Genomic DNA, 17,394 nt, shown 5'->3' on the forward strand with positions numbered 1-17,394 from the left:
CAGGCTCTATTTTTTACAATCTAGTAAAAGAAAGAAGCCTATAATAAATTTGTTACCATTTTCGACGAAGTGGAGGGGTTTTATACATAAAGTGCGAGCAGTTGCAGCAAAATAAACTGTTAAGCTCTCTTTTGATAATTCGTCACTGGGATTGATGCCCATTTTGGGATATTGTGATCAATCTTTGCGACTACTACTGTCATATCATCTTCAATCGAGCCATCGCGAGAACGGATGACTTCCTCCATGATCAAGTCGGCGATCGCCTGCGGATCTTCTGTCTGGAGCTCGTTGATTTTCCGTTTCATCCACAAATCATAATTCTCGACATGCTTTGGCCCTTCGAATACACCATCGCTCATCATGACCAGCAGGTCGCCCGCCTTAAGCTGTTCACTAACTACATCCACCTCAAATTCCTGCAATATCCCCATCGGCAAATTGCTCGCCTGGATTTTCATTACCTTTCCCCCGCGTTTGATAAAGCTCGGCGTCGAACCGATTTTCAAGAATCGGGCAGATGCGTTTTGCAGATCGACCATGACCAAATCCAGGGTCGAGAACATTTCATCAGTTGTTCTTAATGATAAAATCGAGTTTACGGACTTAATCGCTACTTTTTCCTCAATTCCAGATTGCAGAATTTGCTGCAGCAATAATAAAGTGTCACGGCTTTCGGAATGAGCCCTTTCCCCATTGCCCATTCCATCACTGATGGCGATTGCATACTTCCCGCCGCTCAGCTCAATAGTGGAATAACTGTCTCCTGATATAAGGTCTCCATCCTTGGCCGCATGCGCCACCCCTGTTGATACAGCATAGGCCTTTGCAGATCGGAATGTCACATGGCAATAACCATTCGGGAATGTCGAGCATTCTTCTGAATTGACCACGATATTTTCTTTCAGGATATCCGAAAGCATCGGTGCGATTAACTTTTCGCATTCGCCATGCCCCTGGCAATATGGAATCGTCATGTCAATATCCACATTCCCTTGTTCCAGACTGTAGATTTCCACATGCTCAATATGGATGCCGAAGTCCTGGAGGGCCTCCAGAATTTGTTCTTCCTGCTTGGAGTGGTTTTCTCGCTCACGCTGGATTTCCTTGGCGAAATCCCCCATGACTTCCGAAACACCAAGCAGTTGGTCTGCCACAAGGCGCCTGCTTTCCTGTACCTGTTTCTTGAGTTTTTTGTTCGCTTGATAATAGGTTAGCTGCTGCTGCATAATTTCCATGACCTTTTTCGACCTGGTGCAATGTTTGTCCCATTCGCGCGAAAGTTTTTGCGGTACGGCACCAGAATTTTGGTCCATCTCCTGCATAATCTCGCTCATATAGTCATAGGTTGTATTAAAGTTCCTTGTCCAGCAATGGTCTTTCTTGAAGCATGTCTGGCATGTCTTCTCTGTGACATTGCTCAAGAAATAATCCATATCGCGGTCCGTTTCCAGTGTTTCATCCTGAACCTGCAGGGTAGTAAAGCTTTTCGACAGGGCTTCAAATACATTTGAGAACTGGACGACACGCTGCGCAGTCACATCTCTCATTTTTCTCATATATTGCTGCTGTTCGGCTGAATACTCCGCTGTTCCCGGAATATGTTTGGCGATTTTTGACGTAAGCGATTGCGGTGTCAGGAAAAATAGCAGGACTGCTGCTGCTGATTCAGTCAGCGTCTGGCTAAGCGCACCTCCGCCTTCACCATACATTCCGATCAACAGGGTGGCGATGAATAGACCAAGTGCAACCCCTGGCTTCTTTCCTTCTTTTAGCAAGCCGCCAAGCAATCCTGAGAAAGCGAGAAGGCTCATATGATAAAAACTAGACACATTTGCAAGACTGAAGATCAGACCAGTAACGACCCCGACTGTAGAACCTACTGTGGCTCCAGCGACAAATGAAAAAATGAGGACTAAATAACGGGACATTATGTGTTCTACCGATAAATCATAGATTGTCCATCCAATGGTTCCTGTCATGACTGAAGCAAGCATGATGATCAAACAGACAATTTCCTCGGTTTTCAATGACTGCTTACGCTTGCTGGCTGTCATCAATGGAATGCTTTGCATGAAGATGAATGTCAACACAAGACCTAAACCGGCTTCGACTCCAGTCATCATCCCCTCATACATAGTGATATTTCCTGACAAAATAAGAGCTTTTAACATTTTGGCTATTAAAATAGTGAAAAATATATAAAGCGGAAGGACTTTCATAGAATTCTTGACCCATTTTTCCGTCAGCTTATATAGCAATAAAAATAAAAATACAGGCGCGAAGGTGAAGACGGCGTCAGTAAATGACAAGGTTGCAGCCCCGGCAACCAAACCAAACAGCGCAATAGGCGCACGGTCTTTCCGGATCAGATACACAGCCGCAAAAAATGGAAGGCTAAAAGGGGTTAACTTTGCCAGTATCAAGGCACGGCCAAGCAAAAATCCAATGATCAAGAAAATATAGCCTTTTTTCAGGAAAAGGTTTTCAATTTTGGATTGCAGCTTCGACATGCCTTTTGCAAACCTGAATCGTGATTCCTCAAGATGAACTTCACCGATCGGTTCCATCATGTTCCTTTCTACCTTTTGCATTGAATACACTCCCCGTTTTTTTATCGTTGCTGATTATTATAAAAGGGAGTCATCCAGAAGTTTGTCAAAAATAAGGACAAGCATGAAAATTTTGTTCGACGCATTTCCCCGAAAATAATGCAATTCCTCGAAATACCACGGATTATTTTAACTTCCATGCCAAACACCGTTAAAATTTACCTTTCAATAATTTTTCTTTTCTTTTAAAAATCCATTGACACTATTTTAATATCTATGTATTATATTTCTTGTGCCTCAAAACACATTAACAATATGGCGGTGTAGCTCAGCTGGCTAGAGCGTACGGTTCATACCCGTAAGGTCGGGGGTTCGATCCCCTCCGCCGCTACTAACGAAAAGCGTAGGCGCCTGATTAAGCCCCGAACTGTTTCGCGGGCTAGGCGCTGAAGCTAGACAAATATTACTATAATGGCCCCTTGGTCAAGCGGTTAAGACACCGCCCTTTCACGGCGGTAACACGGGTTCGAATCCCGTAGGGGTCATCATTATGCGAAAACCTCGTTCCTTTGGGAGCGAGGTTTTTTGTTTATATTCGGGTTGTGGGAATGCAGTGCTCTTGCTTTTACTTTTGTTTACTCCTGCACTGTTTTTCGGGCAATGCAGCGGCTCTCCTTTCTCTTCAAGATCAGCTTATTTTCCCTGAATTTGGATGACGGCACGATTATTGCGTATGTTTGGGCAATTCCGGGCACTTTTCGGGAGATTATCCCGCTTGATTAAGAGATTACAGAGGATGACTAGGCAATTATCGGTGTCCATTAAGAGAATAATTTTTCCAGTTACCTTTTTTCGTTAAAATCGGTCCATAAAAAGAGCCAACTTGCGAATTCAACCCTATTCTGTAGTCAATAGCAACAAATTTTGAGAAAAGAACAAAACAAAAAGACAAGCCCTGTAAAAGACTTGTCTTGGTATAGCATGATTCCTGCTATTATATATATTCACTTAGCAGCAAGTTACCCTCTTCTAGCTCCTCTTCCTCCGCGCTTGGATTCAGTAGCACGCTTTAGAGTAGACAGGCGGTCTTCACTGTCCTTCAAGAATTTCGCCATTTTTGATTCGAAATTTTCAGGACGGGCATTGCGGTTGTCGTTTCCTCTGCCGCCCCCGCCGCCGCGTGGACGCTGCGAGTAAGGTCTTGATTCAGATCTTTCTGGTCTTGCAGGTCGTTCAGGTCTATCAACAGCCTTCTTGATAGATAAACCGATTTTACCGTCTTTCTCAACATTGATAACCTTTACTTCAACCTGGTCGCCAACTTTCAGGTGGTCATTGATATCCTTGACATAGTTGTCTGCAACCTCACTGATGTGAACAAGTCCTGTTGAGCCACCCGGCAGCTCGACGAACGCCCCGAAATTTGTAATACCTGTTACCTTTCCCTGTAACTTGCTGCCTACTTCGATTGACATAAAAAAGTTTTGCCTCCTTAAAGATATAAAAAATCAAACTTACATTATATTATACAGAATATGAAAAAAGAGTGTCAATAAGGCGAATCTTGGGAGTCCTTTTTCTCTTTAGGAAGGTTGAAGATGATTTCGTTCTTTTCAGACAGGAAATATTCCTTGCGGGCAAGCTTTGCTATGTATTCGTCATCGTTCAATTTGACGATTTCCTCATCCAAGATTTCCTGCTGCTTTTGAAGGCTTGCTAATTTTTGTTCTAGCTGTTCCTTTTCCGACTGCTTCTTTTCGAGGGCAGCAGACTGGGAAATGTAGGTTGAGATCATCAAATAAGAAATGACCGATGCGAATAGGGCAAAGACTGCGAGGCGCCTGAAAAGCAGTTTTCGCTTCCTGCTTTCTGCAATCCCGGCTTTTTCACGCTGTTGTACATATTGATTTTCAATCTTGGCTATGCTTTTTTTCCTGATGGCACTCATTCCCCGCAGTCCTCCTTATATATATTTTTGCTGTTGATTCCGTTCAACAAGACATTGACTAACAATTGCTTTCATCACGCCTACTTTTTTAACTTCTTTATCCATTTTATCGGCTTAGTAAAATAATTCTTTACTATAATTAGAAATCCTGCCAATTTATTATATAATTTCTCGACGCTTTTTTTAACTGTTTTCGGCAAAAGTTTCCAAAAAAGCAGGAAAATCATCTTAATTGGTTTCCAAATTAAGTGATTGAGCAGCCACAGCAAAACGGCAAGAAGCCATTTTAAAAGAGAATAAAGGCCTCTTCCCGTCAAAAGCAATAGTGACAGTGCGGTGGCGGCCAAGAACTGGAGAGGTCTGACCACAAGTATCCTGAAAGCCTTCACCATGAATACATATACATTGATCGTATAGGTGATAGCCCGTTCCAGCATCTTCAGATAGAGTTTCTTGAATAGGCTCTGATAGGCCGCAAAACCGCATAATAACGCGAGGAAGATATAAAAACGCAATTCTCCCATATTCACTGAAAATAATACATAGAAAATCGACAAACCCTGGAATACCCAGAACAGGATGTCGTTGATGAAGACAATCCAGGATTTTCGTTTAGATCTTTTCAGAAACCGATTATGCGTATCAAGTGAAGCTCCGAATAGGCTGCCCATCCAAATCATGGCGAGCATGGTCAAAAATTGGGTCGAAAGCGTCATCGGAATAACTTGCTAAAGAAGCCTTTAGCCTTCTCCCCATTCTGGTCATCAAGATAGACCAGGTCAAAGATTTTTCCTTTGATCGACACAATCCCTTTGTCGACGTCCAGATTCTTCATTTGGAGATTTTGGCCCTTGATCGCAAGGAATCCCATGACAGTCTCTAATAAAAACTCTTCATTATCAAAGCTTTCAACCTGCTTTACTCCGGTGATATCCAGTGTCCGTCTGCCTCTCATCACTAAATCGTGGTCTGGCACATTGCTTTTTGTCTGATTTGTTTCGTAATATTGGCTCATTAATATCCCTCACAATCATAATGCACTTTTGTACATGTTTATGATTGAATAAGAGAGAATAGAACAAGCCTTCACACGAAGCTCTTCTTACTCTTCATCGTCCCCTGGAATACGTTCTTCCCCAAGAAGGGTATACATTCCGGCAGCTTCATCTTTACGGGATGTTTCCTGTATTCGCTCGATTCTTGCAGAGACGACTTTTTGCCCAAAGCGTATCGCCAGTTCATCACCCGCTTTTACATTCGTACTCGCTTTCGCCGGCATTCCGTTGACGGAAATTCGCCCTTGATCGGATACTTCCTTTGCCAATGTTCTTCTTTTGATTAATCTTGATACTTTTAAAAATTTATCCAGCCTCATCGTATTTAAACCCCTTTTTCATTATTGGTTTGTTTTACCTGCGCGCTTTTCGTAAACTTTTTGCTTCCAAACCCATCTGGATTTTTACGTTATGCTTCCATATTCATTTCGGCAGCATCTTCGAAAAAAGCCCAAAACTCTAAAATGCGAATAACTGTATGTGTTCGAAAAGCAGCAATCAATGCGAAACAGCCTTTACCTATAAACCGTGTGTCTTAGCATCCTCCCAAAAGGCATCCAACTCATCCAGAGTGTAGTCGTCAACACTTCCCCCATTCTCTGCTGCTTTTTGTTCGATATAGGCAAAGCGGCGCATGAACTTCCTGTTGGTCTTGTTCAGTGCCATTTCCGGATTGATATCGTAATGCCTTGCGAAATTGACAAGCGCAAACAAAAGATCTCCGTACTCCAGCTCGATATCTTCCTGAATGCCTTTTTCGGTGATTTCTACAGAAAGCTCATCAATTTCTTCCTTTACCTTGTCAAGGATTGGCGCTGCCGTCTTCCAGTCAAACCCTACTTTAGCAGCTTCCTTTTGCAGCTCATATGCCTTTAGCAGATTCGGAAGTCCTTTTCCGGCTCCCTCCAGCATAGACTTCGCTGCACCGCCTTTTTCCTGCTCCTTGATTTCCTGCCAGTTCCGAAGTACATCTTCTTCATTTTCAGCCTTGATGTCGCCGAACACATGGGGATGCCTGCGGACCATTTTTGATGATATCCCTTCGATTACATCATCGATGGTAAAGTAGCCCTCATCCTCACCGATCTGGGCATGGAGCATGACTTGAAGCAGCACATCGCCCAGTTCTTCAATCATATGATCGATATCATCATGATCGATTGCCTCCAGCAATTCATATGACTCTTCGATTAAATATTTCTTAAGTGACTGGTGGGTCTGCTTCTTATCCCAAGGACAACCATTCGGACCGCGCAGTTCTGATATAATTCCACGCAGCTTCAGAAAATCCTTGTATAAAATTTGTTCATCTTCAACAGGAGGTACATAAACCGAAGTTAAATTGCTTAACTCCATCTCCCTGTCCAATTCGTATAATGGCAACTTTTTAATGACCTCATCGCTGCTTCCTGCTGCTGTTACAATGAATACCTCGTAATCATCAGGCAATTTTTCCATGAGTGTCAGCTTGACGTCGGAGGCAACGAAGGCGTCATACACCTGCCCGATGATTGTGTGGCTCTTCAGCAGCATATCTTCCTTTGACAATGCTGTGCCATCAAGCAGCTGGAAACCTTCGATCGGATCAATCGCCAGGGACTGGAACATGGCATCCAGGAAACTCTGGCCGCCGCCAATTTCAATTTCCGTATCCCGCTTTGGTCCTCGTTCGAGCAAGAGCTGCACTGTCCGCTCCGCAATCAAGGGATGTCCAGGAACAGCATAGGTTACAGGAGCCATGGCACTTTCAGCCAGCAAAAACTCTGTGATTTCCTCATAAACATCCTCAAACTGGTCATGCTTCTCATAAATTCCATCGAACGATTGAAACTGCACCCCTTCCTTCTCTAGCTCCGCAACGACCGGATGTTCTTTTGTCCGCAAAAACAGGTTTTTCTCATGCTTCAATTTTTTATATACACCAAGCGGCAGCTGGTCGAGGTCGCCAGCTCCCAGTCCGATGATCAAAATCTTGTTTGCCATTTCCCTTTTTTCCTCCTTCATGTAAATGCCTTATTTAAACAACAACTGGACCATCCTGCTGCCGAATGGCAAAGTCACTAATTCATCTTCAGTCAAAGCCTTCGTTTTGATTAATATGAAAAAATAAACAAGTGCTCCGATAACTATTGAGCTTAACGCCTGGAATACAGCTCCGAGCCTGTCGGGTTCAATATAGTCATAACCGAAATCCGTTATATATAGAAATAATCGTAAAACAATAGCCATCACCGCCGAGGAAAACAGAATTTTTCCAATGAATACAAGTGATAGGACAGGTTGGCCGAGTTCATGTCTCAGCTTAAAAATTAGGATGAACATGACTGCCAGCATCGCCGCCAATGTGGCATAAGCTGCCCCCATTGTCCCAATATCCGGAATCAGTATCAGGTTCAATATGTATTTCAAGCCAAATCCGGCAAGTATGACTGCAGCCGGAAAAATAGACTTATCAAGACCCTGCAAAATGCTCATAATCGTCAGGATGACCGAACCAAATAAGATCATCAAGCTGAGCACTCCAAGCACATTGGATCCATCAGCATTCTCAAACAGCATGATATTAGCTGGGACGATGATGCTATATAAACCAACCGCAGCAGCAGCGCCAAAAATCAGGCTTGTCTGAAGGGCGAGCCTCACTTTGGGCAGGATTCTCTCGCGGCGATTACTTGATTTGTCGCCTGAAATTGCCGGTACCAGGCTTAATGACATCGAAGTGGCGACAACTGTCCCAAGCTGGATCAGTGGCTGCCCTCTGTCAAAAATGCCTTTTGCCGACTTCGCTTCCTCCGCTGTCAGTCCCAATGCCAGCAATGAAGAATACATATTCAAGGAATCCGCCAGCTGCAGCAATATTAACAGCATGCCACTGATACTGATCGCAAATCCCTGAATGATCAGCGCTTTTACGACCCAGGCTGCGTCCTTGAATAAATCCTTGAGCTGAAAATAGGTGAAGGGATTAGCTCCTCCATTTTTCAGATAAAAAAATCCGAGTATCAAAACGGAGATAATCCCGCCTGTTATCGATCCGAAAACAGCTCCGGCACCAGTGACATAAAGAGAGAAACCCTGCTGCACAAGCACCGCTGACAAGATAAGAATGGTCGCGACCCGGATGAACTGTTCTGAAACCTGAGAAATCGCTGTCGGCACCATATTACCCTTTCCCTGGAAATATCCCCTGAACACTGAGGTGAACGGGAAGATCAGGAATGGCACGGATACAACCTTAAATAAGGGTTTCAGTTCTGGATCACCGATTTTATCGGCAATCCATCCAGCACCAATATAGAAAAAGGAAAAAAGGAACAACCCAACGATACCGAGAAACACAAGAGAAATAGCCAATAGACGATCAGCCCTGCCGCTATTCCCGGCAGCCTGCTGCTCCGTATAAAGCTTTGAAATGACAACCGGAAATCCATATGTAGATAAAACCATGACAATGCCAAAAAAGGGATATACCTGCTGATAAATATAAAAACCAATGTCCCCGACGATATTTTGAAAAGGGACACGGTAAACGGCGCTTAAAATTTTCGTAACCAGGGCAGCCAGAGTAAGGATCATAGCCCCCCTCATCAATTCCTTTGAATCTGCAACGGGCTTCATCGCCCATCTCCTTCCAATTTCAGTTTCAAACGTATTATATCACAAGGGAAAAAGCATCGGCCGTAAGCAAAACAGACAATATTAATTTGTTAGACAGCTGTAATATAGAAAAGCGCAAGCGCCTTGATCAGCCCCGACAAGCGGAGTTGGACACCTAATTTGTGCAACAAACTTATATCTCCAAATACGAAAAGAGGCAGCCTCGTCAGCTGCCCTTTCGGTAAAATTATAAATCGTTGGTGATTATTGCTCCATCTGTCTTGCCAGGAAGCCTGCAGCTGTTTCTACAGCTTTTTGTTCCACGTCACCCAATGATCCTTCTTTAGAGAAGATAATTACTGCCCCGATTGGGTCTCCGTTGGCAATGATTGGCCCAATTGTATAAGAAGAAACAGGCTCTTCATTCCCCTCAACAAGCGAAATGCTAGTCTGCTGGTTCACAAGGGATGATGTACGATCCTCCATCGTCTTTTCAACAAGTTCACTGATGTTTTTATTCAAGTAGTCCTTCTTGGAACCTCCTGCCAATGCGATATAAGTATCTCTATCGCAAATCAATACCGGGTTGCCTAAGCTATCATAGAGTGCTTCTGCATATTCCTTCGCAAAATCACTCAGCTCACTGATTGGTGAATACTTCTTTAAAATGACTTCACCATCACGGTCCACAAAGATTTCAAGTGGATCCCCTTCACGAATACGAAGTGTTCTTCTGATTTCTTTTGGAATTACGACACGACCTAAATCATCGATTCGACGAACAATACCAGTTGCTTTCATCCAACGTTGCCTCACTTTCATCTGATGATTATTTTTTTAGATAAGGTTGTTTTGCGATAATTGCTGCTATTCGTTTAAAACCAATTCAGTTTACGAAAACAGCATCAGTAATAATAATGCCTTTATTAATCAACCTTACCAAGATTTGAACTTAGTATCTTTCATATGGAAAGTTCTATACACTTCTCATTATTATTTTCTTTGAAGTGATAAAGGTGCCAAAAACGGATAAACCTTCCAGTTAATTTTTGCGTACACACAGAAATTACCCTTGTCTATCTTTTTTGAAACACCTTATCCTTTTACATTTAGATTACAAAATATTTCCATACGGTTACGATACTGTATTTTCCTGTTCTTTTTGGGAGTCATGAAGTCCCTTAATCATCTCGAAAGTAATTTCGAACCAACGGTCATTTTTCATTCCTCTCGTGTGCACGACCATTTTCAGCTTATTGCCTTCCATACCGAGACCCACCGCATTCCTGTACTGGCTGCTAAGCTTGAATACCTTTTGTCCGTCAATCCTGCTGCTTCCATCCTCTGTTAAAAGAATCGTCACATCCTGCTTAGCCATCTTAATGGACTCCACACCTGCGGTAATGGCATAAACCTTTAATTCTGCCACTTTAAATAACGTTTCTACTTCTTCTGGATAATCCCCAAATCGATCAATGATCTCTTCTTTTAATTCCTCAATATCCTTCAATGACTCAATACCGCGGAAGCGCTTATACATCTCGATTTTCTGGTGTCCATCAGAAATATAGCTATCAGGTATATAGGCATCGAGCTCAAGATCGATTTCAATCGTTGGCTTGCGGACTTGGTCTTTTTCCGGCTTTCGCTCTTCAATCGCTTCCTTCAGCATCTGGGAATACAGATCGAAACCGACCGAATCAATAAACCCATGCTGCTGGGCGCCTAACAGGTTGCCGGCACCACGGATTGATAAGTCGCGCATCGCAATCTTGAAACCAGAGCCCAGCTCCGTAAACTCCTTGATTGCCTGGAGACGCTTTTCAGCCACCTCGGTGAGGACCTTGTCTTTTCGGTAGGTAAAGTAAGCATAGGCAACCCTGTTGGAGCGCCCTACCCTTCCTCTAAGCTGGTACAGCTGGGAAAGGCCCATTTTATCCGCATCATACACAATCAGTGTATTAACGTTCGGAATATCTACACCAGTCTCAATGATGGTGGTGCTGACAAGGACATCATATTCTCCTTCAAGGAAGCCAAGCATGACGGATTCCAGTTCATTTTCGGTCATACGGCCATGGGCAAAGGTAACACGGGCATCCGGCACAAGCATGGAAATTTCCTCTGCCTTCCGCTCGATATCTTCCACACGGTTATAAAGAAAATAGACTTGTCCGTCCCTGGCTAGCTCGCGTTCGATCGCCTCGCGGACAAGTCCCCCGTTATATTCCATGACATATGTCTGGACAGGGAAGCGGTTCTCAGGCGGTGTCTCGATGACCGATAAATCTCTGACACCGAGCATGGACATATGCAGCGTCCTTGGAATCGGTGTCGCTGTCAAAGTCAGGACATCCACATTTGTTTTTAGTTTCTTGATCTTCTCCTTATGCGTAACCCCAAAACGCTGCTCTTCATCTATGATCAGCAGGCCCAGGTCCCTGTAGGTGATTTCTTTGGATAAAAGCCTGTGGGTTCCTACGACAATATCCACACTTCCTGCTTTAAGACCCTTGATCGTCTCGGTTTGCTGCTTGCGGGTACGGAATCTGCTCAGCAATCCGATGTTGATCGGGAAATCCTGAAATCTTTCCCTGAGTGTCTCATAATGCTGCTGCGCAAGGATTGTTGTTGGCACAAGGAAGGCTACCTGTTTACCATCGGCAATCGCCTTGAAGGCAGCCCTGATTGCCACCTCGGTTTTACCATAGCCGACATCTCCGCACAGCAGACGGTCCATTGGGCGTTCACGTTCCATATCAAGCTTGATTTCATGGATGGAACGTACCTGGTCTTCCGTTTCCTGATAAGGGAATGAAGATTCAAAGTCGCGCTGCATCTCGCCATCAGGGGAGAAAGCATGCCCGACGCTGGCCTCACGCTCTGCGTAAAGCTTGATCAAATCATCCGCAATATCCTGGACAGAGGACTGAACCTTGCTCTTGACCCGTTTCCAGTCGCTTCCGCCTAGCTTATAGACCTTAGGTTCTTTTCCTTCTGAGCCAACGTACTTTTGGACAAGGTCAATCTGCTCAACCGGGACGTAAAGCTTATCAGTTCCCTGATAGCGGATATGGAGATAATCTTTATGGATACCATTGATTACGAGCGTTTCAATGCCCAGGTATTTACCGATACCATGGTTTACGTGAACAACATAATCGCCGATCTTAAGTTCCGAATAGCTCTTGATCCGCTCTGCATTCGACAGCTTTTGTCTTCTGGCAGGCTTCTTTGTTTTTTTATTGAAAAGTTCCTCTTCTGTAATTACCGCGATTTTTTGGATGGGGAATTCAAAGCCGGTGTTCAGGCTGCCCTGGATGATCTGGACTTTTCCTGGAAGCAGTTCTTGCTTGCTGCCCATTTTTACCGCATCGATTTCATAGTCTTCCAGAACCCGTTCGAGTTTTTTGACTCTTTCGGCATCCGGCCCCAGGAAAATAACTGCATAGTTTCCTTTCCGCCAGCGATCTACTTCACCTTTCAGCACATGCATCTGCCCGTGAAAATTCTGCATCTGCTTACAGGATATATTGATGATGTTTTGCGGACTTGTGTTTGGTACATGCCTTAAAAATAATGATAAATACACAATCGGCTTTCCAGCTTTACTCATCAAGTCAGGAAGCTGGTGTGAAATTTTCAGGTCATGGGTGATCTGGCCTTCACCCAGGAGGCTCGTATACCATTCCGCTTCTTCCTTGCCAAGGGACTCATTCATTTCCTGTACCCTGCTTATTTCATCAATGAACAGGAAGCCCTTTGACGGCAAGTAATCTATTAAACTTTGAGGCTTTTCATAAGCTATGGATAAGTACTTGAATAATTGATCAGGTATTTGCCCATTGCGGAGCTGCTCCAATTCATAGCCAATATTTTGCGCCATCAAAGTCTTTGCTTTATCATCCTTCAGCTTCTTTAAACTGCTTGATAGCCCGTCTTCCAATTCTGTAATCAAACGGTCCAGCTGTTCACTCTCAATCGGATTTTCTGTGGCCGGCCCGATGGCTACTGTTTTCATTTTTTCCTTCGAACGCTGGTCCTCAAGCGAGAATGTCCTGATTGAATCAACCTCTGCATCAAAAAGCTCAATCCGGATCGGATCTGCGGATGTCAGCGGGTAAATATCAATAATTCCGCCGCGGACGCTGAATTCACCGGGAGCCGCGACCATTCCGGCCCTGACATATCCCATGCTGACAAACCGGTTGAGAACCGAGTCGAGATCGATTTCTTCGCCAAGCTTGAATGTCAGTTGGAATTTTGCCCACAGATCCTTTGGCGGAAGCAGCTTCCTCAAGCCAGCCATTGGGACAATCACAATACCCGTATTCTTTTTGCTCCAATGGTTCAGAGCTTCTATTCTCTGTGCCTTCAGCTCTGGACTTGAAATACTTATTTCTGCGGCAATCAATTCATTTGCCGGGTAAAGATAGACATCATTTTCCCCTATTAAATTCGCAAGATCATCATATAGTTTTTGCGCTTGCAATAAATTATGTGTCACGATCAGGACGGGGCGCTTCGTCTGCTCGTAGATCGCGGCCAAAAAGACCGTCCTTGCCGAACCAGACAGGCCTGCGACGAGCTGTTCCCTGAGCCCCTCATCCATTCCGGAAATAACAGATTGGACATCATCCTGATGACTAAATAGAGCTTTCAGCCCCTGCATCCAAACCTCTCCCTCTCTATAAAAAATGCTAATCTTTCCTTTTTAAATAAACGGCCAATATACAAACAGAAAAACGCTTTGGATGTGGAATCCAAAGCTTTTCAGTGAATCAGGTAGTCATGCTGGTGGAAGTCCGGGTTGCGTTCCAGGGCTTCCTGACAGTCTTCACAGATCGATTTTATATGGATGTCACCGTTCCCTGCGTAAGATACCATCTCCTGGCGCTCTTCCTCGGTCAGCTTATGCAGCCCTAAACTTTCACTGTGGACAGACAATCTGTCCAATGAGCCGATATTCGTGCCGCAATGACGGCATTGATAATGTATAGCCATGCCCGTCCCTCCCAATTTAAGTCATTATTCATTATTGACCCTTTGGCAGGAACTTATGCACTTAGCCTATTGTATGATTCTTTTTTTACATTATAATACTTGATCAAAAGATTGGCATGTTTAGTTCGCCATTTTATCTGAATCCACTATTGATTAAATGTATTCATAACTTCTAAGAATGGTTTTTTGATCCATTCTTCACAAGCATCGGCTGACTTCATGACAGCCTCGGCCATCTGTTCGCTTTCTTCGGCAGTAAAACGGCCAAGCACCCAATCGGTGATCGCCATTCCATTTGTCGGGCGGCTGATACCTACCCTTACTCTCTTAAATTCCTGTGTCCCAGTATGGGCAATCGTCGACTTAATCCCATTATGACCGCCTGCGCTGCCTTTTTGGCGTAATCTGATTCTTCCAGTCGGCATATCGAGATCATCATAGATCACGACCAGATCTTCCAGGTCGATATCATAAAAATCCATTACGGCCCTGATTGATTCACCAGAAAGGTTCATATAAGTTAAAGGCTTAAGCAAGATAACTTTTTCGCCGCCAACGAATCCCTTTCCATATAAACCTTTATGCTTTGCCTGATCCAATGGGATATTCCACCGTTTAGATAACTCATCTATGACTTCAAAGCCGATATTGTGCCTTGTTTTATCGTATTGCCTCCCTGGATTCCCAAGTCCAACAAATAACTTCACTTTCCACACCCCTAACCAAACGCATATCTTATTCTTTCAGGGAAACCAGAAAGAATCTTTATTTCTACTGTACATGAAAACCGCAAAAGACGTAACCCTTTTCAGGCTACGTCTGATGATGCTTTATTCTTCGCTCGCTTTTGTTTCTCTTCCTTCTTCATTTTCAGGCTCTCCTGGTTCTTGTTCTTCGCCGGAGTTGATTTCTTCTTCCACTTTAGGAGGAAGGATTGAGACGACTACCGTATTTTCGTCATCATTAATTTCATAATTTCCTGTTTTGATATCAGCAAGTGTCAAGTTTTCATTAACTTGCAGGTTTGTGATATCCACATCAATGGTCTCAGGGATATTGCCTGGAGTCGCTGTGATGTTCACTTCATGGATCGGCTGCTGAAGGACGCCGCCATCCTTGACACCTGCAGCATCTCCAACGAGATTAACCCTTACGCTTGCATGTACCTTGGAGCTTTTATCAACCACAAGGAAATCAGCATGAAGAATTTCATTCTTGATATGGTCTTCCTGGTAATCCGTCAGCATGACACTATGCTGGCTGCCCCCTACATCAAGTGAAATGACACCATTTCGGCCATTTTCACGGATGGTCTTCACAAACTCGATGCTGTCCACATAAATGGACTTGCTATCTGTAGTCCTTCCATAGACCACTGCCGGAATATTGCCCTCCTGGCGTAACTTCCTCAGGCTAGAACGTTGAGTACCTGTTCGCTCATTTGCTTTCAATGTTGCACTCATGGTTTTGTCCCCTTCCTATTTCGTAAGTTCTTGTCTATATAAAAAATGCCCCAAAACAGGAAGGTCTAAACGTTTTACTTTTTGAGCCTTTTAACACGGCTGTTGATTTTCGTTCCAGGTGCTTCGCTTTTCCTCAGGAATTTGCTACGGGTTCTTGACAGCTTGGGTCTCTTCTCTTCAAAAGCTGTCTCAATAATGAGCTTTTTTTGACAACTTTGGACCTGTTTCCTCCAAACCTGTCACAATTACGAGCTTTTCTTGACAGCTTTGGCCCTGTTTCCTTGAAACCTGTCACAATTACGGGCTTTTCTTGACAGCTTTGGCCCTCTTTCCTCCAAACCTGTCACAATTACGAGCTTTTCTTGACAGCTTTGGCCCTCTTTCCTCCAAACCTGTCACAATTACGAGCTTTTCTTGACAGCTTTGTACCTGCTTCCTCAAAAGCTGTCACAATTACGAGCTTTTCTTGACAACTTTGACCCTGCTTCCTCCAAACCTGTCACAATTACGAGCTTTTTTTGACAGCTTTGTACCTGCTTCCTTGAAACCTGTCACAATAACCAGTTTTTCTTGACAACTTTGACCCTGCTTCCTCAAAAGCTGTCACAATAACGAGCTTTTCTTGACAACTTTCCGACCTCTTTCCTCCAAACCTGTCACAATAACGAGCTTTTCTTGACAGCTTTGTACCTGCTTTCTCAAAAGCAGGATGTGCAAGCGCCTCGTTCTCATCTACTAACATAAAACAAAGAAAAACAAGAGTAGGCTTGCCAGTTGGCAAGCCTGTTATTTCATTTAAAAATTAATCAAAAAGTGTGCTGACAGATTGCTCTTCGTGGACGCGGATAATTGCTTCCCCGATTAATGGCGCAACTGACAGCTGGTGGATTTTTTCAACGCGCTTTTCTTCAGCAAGCGCGATTGAATTTGTCACAACCAGTTCTTTAATCTTGGAGTTTTCAATACGCTCAATCGCAGGTCCTGACAAGACAGGGTGTGTACAGCAAGCGTAAACTTCGAGTGCACCATTTTCAACCAAAGCATTGGCAGCCAATGTAATCGTTCCTGCAGTATCAATAATATCGTCAATCAAAATGGCAACCTTGCCTTCAATATTACCAACGATGTTCATGACTTCAGCCACATTTGGCTTCGGACGGCGCTTATCGATGATCGCAATCGGTGCTTTCAATCTTTCAGCCATCTTTCTTGCACGTGTAACTCCGCCATGGTCTGGAGATACGATGACAACGTCACCGTTCAGTTCTTTGCTCTTGAAGTGGTCAGCAAGAATCGGCACACCCATCAAGTGATCGATTGGAATATCAAAGAAACCCTGAATTTGCGGAGCGTGAAGATCAAGCGTGATTACGCGAGTAGCGCCAGCAGTCTCGAGCAGGTTCGCCACAAGCTTAGCCGTGATTGGCTCACGCGCGCGTGCTTTACGATCCTGCCTTGCATAACCGTAATAAGGCATAACAATATTGATTGTTTTTGCTGATGCACGCTTCAATGCATCAATCATGATCAGCAATTCCATGATGTTCTCATTTACCGGAGAGCTAGTTGACTGGATGACATAAACATCGCAGCCACGAATGCTTTCTTCAATGTTGATCTGGATTTCTCCGTCGCTGAACTGGGATACAGAGCATTTCCCTAGCTCTACCCCGATTACCTTCGCAATTTCCTGGGCAAGTTCAACATTTGAGTTCAGTGAAAAAACCTTCAAATTTGGGTCAAGATACTGGTTTGACATTATGGACCTCCAAGAC

The 17,394-nt window shown here is 44.0% G+C and carries 14 protein-coding genes and 2 tRNA genes; 2 read left to right on the forward strand and 14 right to left on the reverse strand.

The window, feature by feature from the left end; translation table 11 throughout:
- Positions 1-119 precede the first annotated feature (119 nt).
- Positions 120-2,594 carry a stage II sporulation protein E gene (gene spoIIE, locus J7I80_RS18715; RefSeq protein ID WP_214740329.1) on the reverse strand — a complete coding sequence of 825 codons (2,475 nt, stop codon included), beginning with the start codon at positions 2,592-2,594 and terminating at the stop codon, positions 120-122.
- Between the two features lie 275 nt (positions 2,595-2,869).
- Here spoIIE and J7I80_RS18720 point away from each other — a divergent pair.
- Together J7I80_RS18720 and J7I80_RS18725 are read left to right on the forward strand one after the other, a co-directional pair.
- Positions 2,870-2,943, forward strand: a tRNA-Met gene (locus J7I80_RS18720).
- A gap of 82 nt (positions 2,944-3,025) precedes the next feature.
- Positions 3,026-3,097, forward strand: a tRNA-Glu gene (locus J7I80_RS18725).
- A 474-nt stretch (positions 3,098-3,571) separates the two neighbouring features.
- On the opposite strand, the gene J7I80_RS18730 is transcribed toward J7I80_RS18725, so the two are convergent.
- The 13 genes from J7I80_RS18730 to J7I80_RS18790 form a co-directional block, all read right to left on the reverse strand.
- On the reverse strand, positions 3,572-4,027 hold the full coding sequence (locus J7I80_RS18730) for a S1 domain-containing RNA-binding protein (RefSeq protein WP_192473394.1): 456 nt from the start codon (positions 4,025-4,027) through the stop codon (positions 3,572-3,574).
- Between the two features lie 74 nt (positions 4,028-4,101).
- Positions 4,102-4,500, reverse strand: coding sequence for an FtsB family cell division protein (locus tag J7I80_RS18735; protein WP_214740331.1), 399 nt, complete (start codon positions 4,498-4,500; stop codon positions 4,102-4,104).
- A gap of 80 nt (positions 4,501-4,580) precedes the next feature.
- Positions 4,581-5,216, reverse strand: a complete 636-nt coding sequence (gene yabQ / locus J7I80_RS18740) for a spore cortex biosynthesis protein YabQ (protein WP_214740333.1) — start codon at positions 5,214-5,216, stop codon at positions 4,581-4,583.
- Complete coding sequence (gene yabP, locus J7I80_RS18745; protein WP_214740335.1) at positions 5,213-5,515, reverse strand: sporulation protein YabP; 303 nt, start codon at positions 5,513-5,515, stop codon at positions 5,213-5,215. Before yabP ends, yabQ begins: the two co-directional genes overlap by 4 nt.
- Positions 5,516-5,602: 87 nt before the next feature.
- On the reverse strand, positions 5,603-5,875 hold the full coding sequence (locus J7I80_RS18750) for an RNA-binding S4 domain-containing protein (protein WP_214740337.1): 273 nt from the start codon (positions 5,873-5,875) through the stop codon (positions 5,603-5,605).
- Positions 5,876-6,074: 199 nt separating this feature from the next.
- Positions 6,075-7,538, reverse strand: coding sequence for a bifunctional methyltransferase/pyrophosphohydrolase YabN (gene yabN / locus J7I80_RS18755; protein WP_214740339.1), 1,464 nt, complete (start codon positions 7,536-7,538; stop codon positions 6,075-6,077).
- A gap of 30 nt (positions 7,539-7,568) precedes the next feature.
- A complete protein-coding gene (locus J7I80_RS18760; RefSeq protein ID WP_214740341.1) occupies positions 7,569-9,173 on the reverse strand; it encodes a putative polysaccharide biosynthesis protein in 1,605 nt (534 codons plus the stop codon).
- A gap of 243 nt (positions 9,174-9,416) precedes the next feature.
- A complete protein-coding gene (spoVT, locus tag J7I80_RS18765; RefSeq protein WP_214740343.1) occupies positions 9,417-9,953 on the reverse strand; it encodes a stage V sporulation protein T in 537 nt (178 codons plus the stop codon).
- A 334-nt stretch (positions 9,954-10,287) separates the two neighbouring features.
- Positions 10,288-13,824 (reverse strand): transcription-repair coupling factor, encoded by a 3,537-nt coding sequence (gene mfd / locus J7I80_RS18770; protein ID WP_214740345.1) that lies wholly within the window; start codon positions 13,822-13,824, stop codon positions 10,288-10,290.
- 101 nt (positions 13,825-13,925) lie between these two features.
- Entirely contained in the window at positions 13,926-14,156 is a 231-nt protein-coding gene (fin, locus tag J7I80_RS18775) for an anti-sigma-F factor Fin (protein ID WP_167834220.1), read from the reverse strand.
- A 146-nt stretch (positions 14,157-14,302) separates the two neighbouring features.
- The gene (pth, locus tag J7I80_RS18780; RefSeq protein WP_214740347.1) at positions 14,303-14,863 is read right to left on the reverse strand and encodes an aminoacyl-tRNA hydrolase; all 561 of its coding nucleotides are present in this window, start codon (positions 14,861-14,863) and stop codon (positions 14,303-14,305) included.
- A 123-nt stretch (positions 14,864-14,986) separates the two neighbouring features.
- Positions 14,987-15,619: a 50S ribosomal protein L25/general stress protein Ctc gene (locus J7I80_RS18785; RefSeq protein WP_214740349.1), complete on the reverse strand. Its 633-nt coding sequence runs from the start codon at positions 15,617-15,619 to the stop codon at positions 14,987-14,989.
- A gap of 802 nt (positions 15,620-16,421) precedes the next feature.
- Complete coding sequence (locus J7I80_RS18790) at positions 16,422-17,378, reverse strand: ribose-phosphate diphosphokinase (protein ID WP_102264801.1); 957 nt, start codon at positions 17,376-17,378, stop codon at positions 16,422-16,424.
- Between the last annotated feature and the right edge of the window lie 16 nt (positions 17,379-17,394).

The sequence above is a fragment of the Bacillus sp. ISL-41 genome (assembly GCF_018613235.1).
GTDB lineage: Bacteria > Bacillota > Bacilli > Bacillales > Cytobacillaceae > Mesobacillus.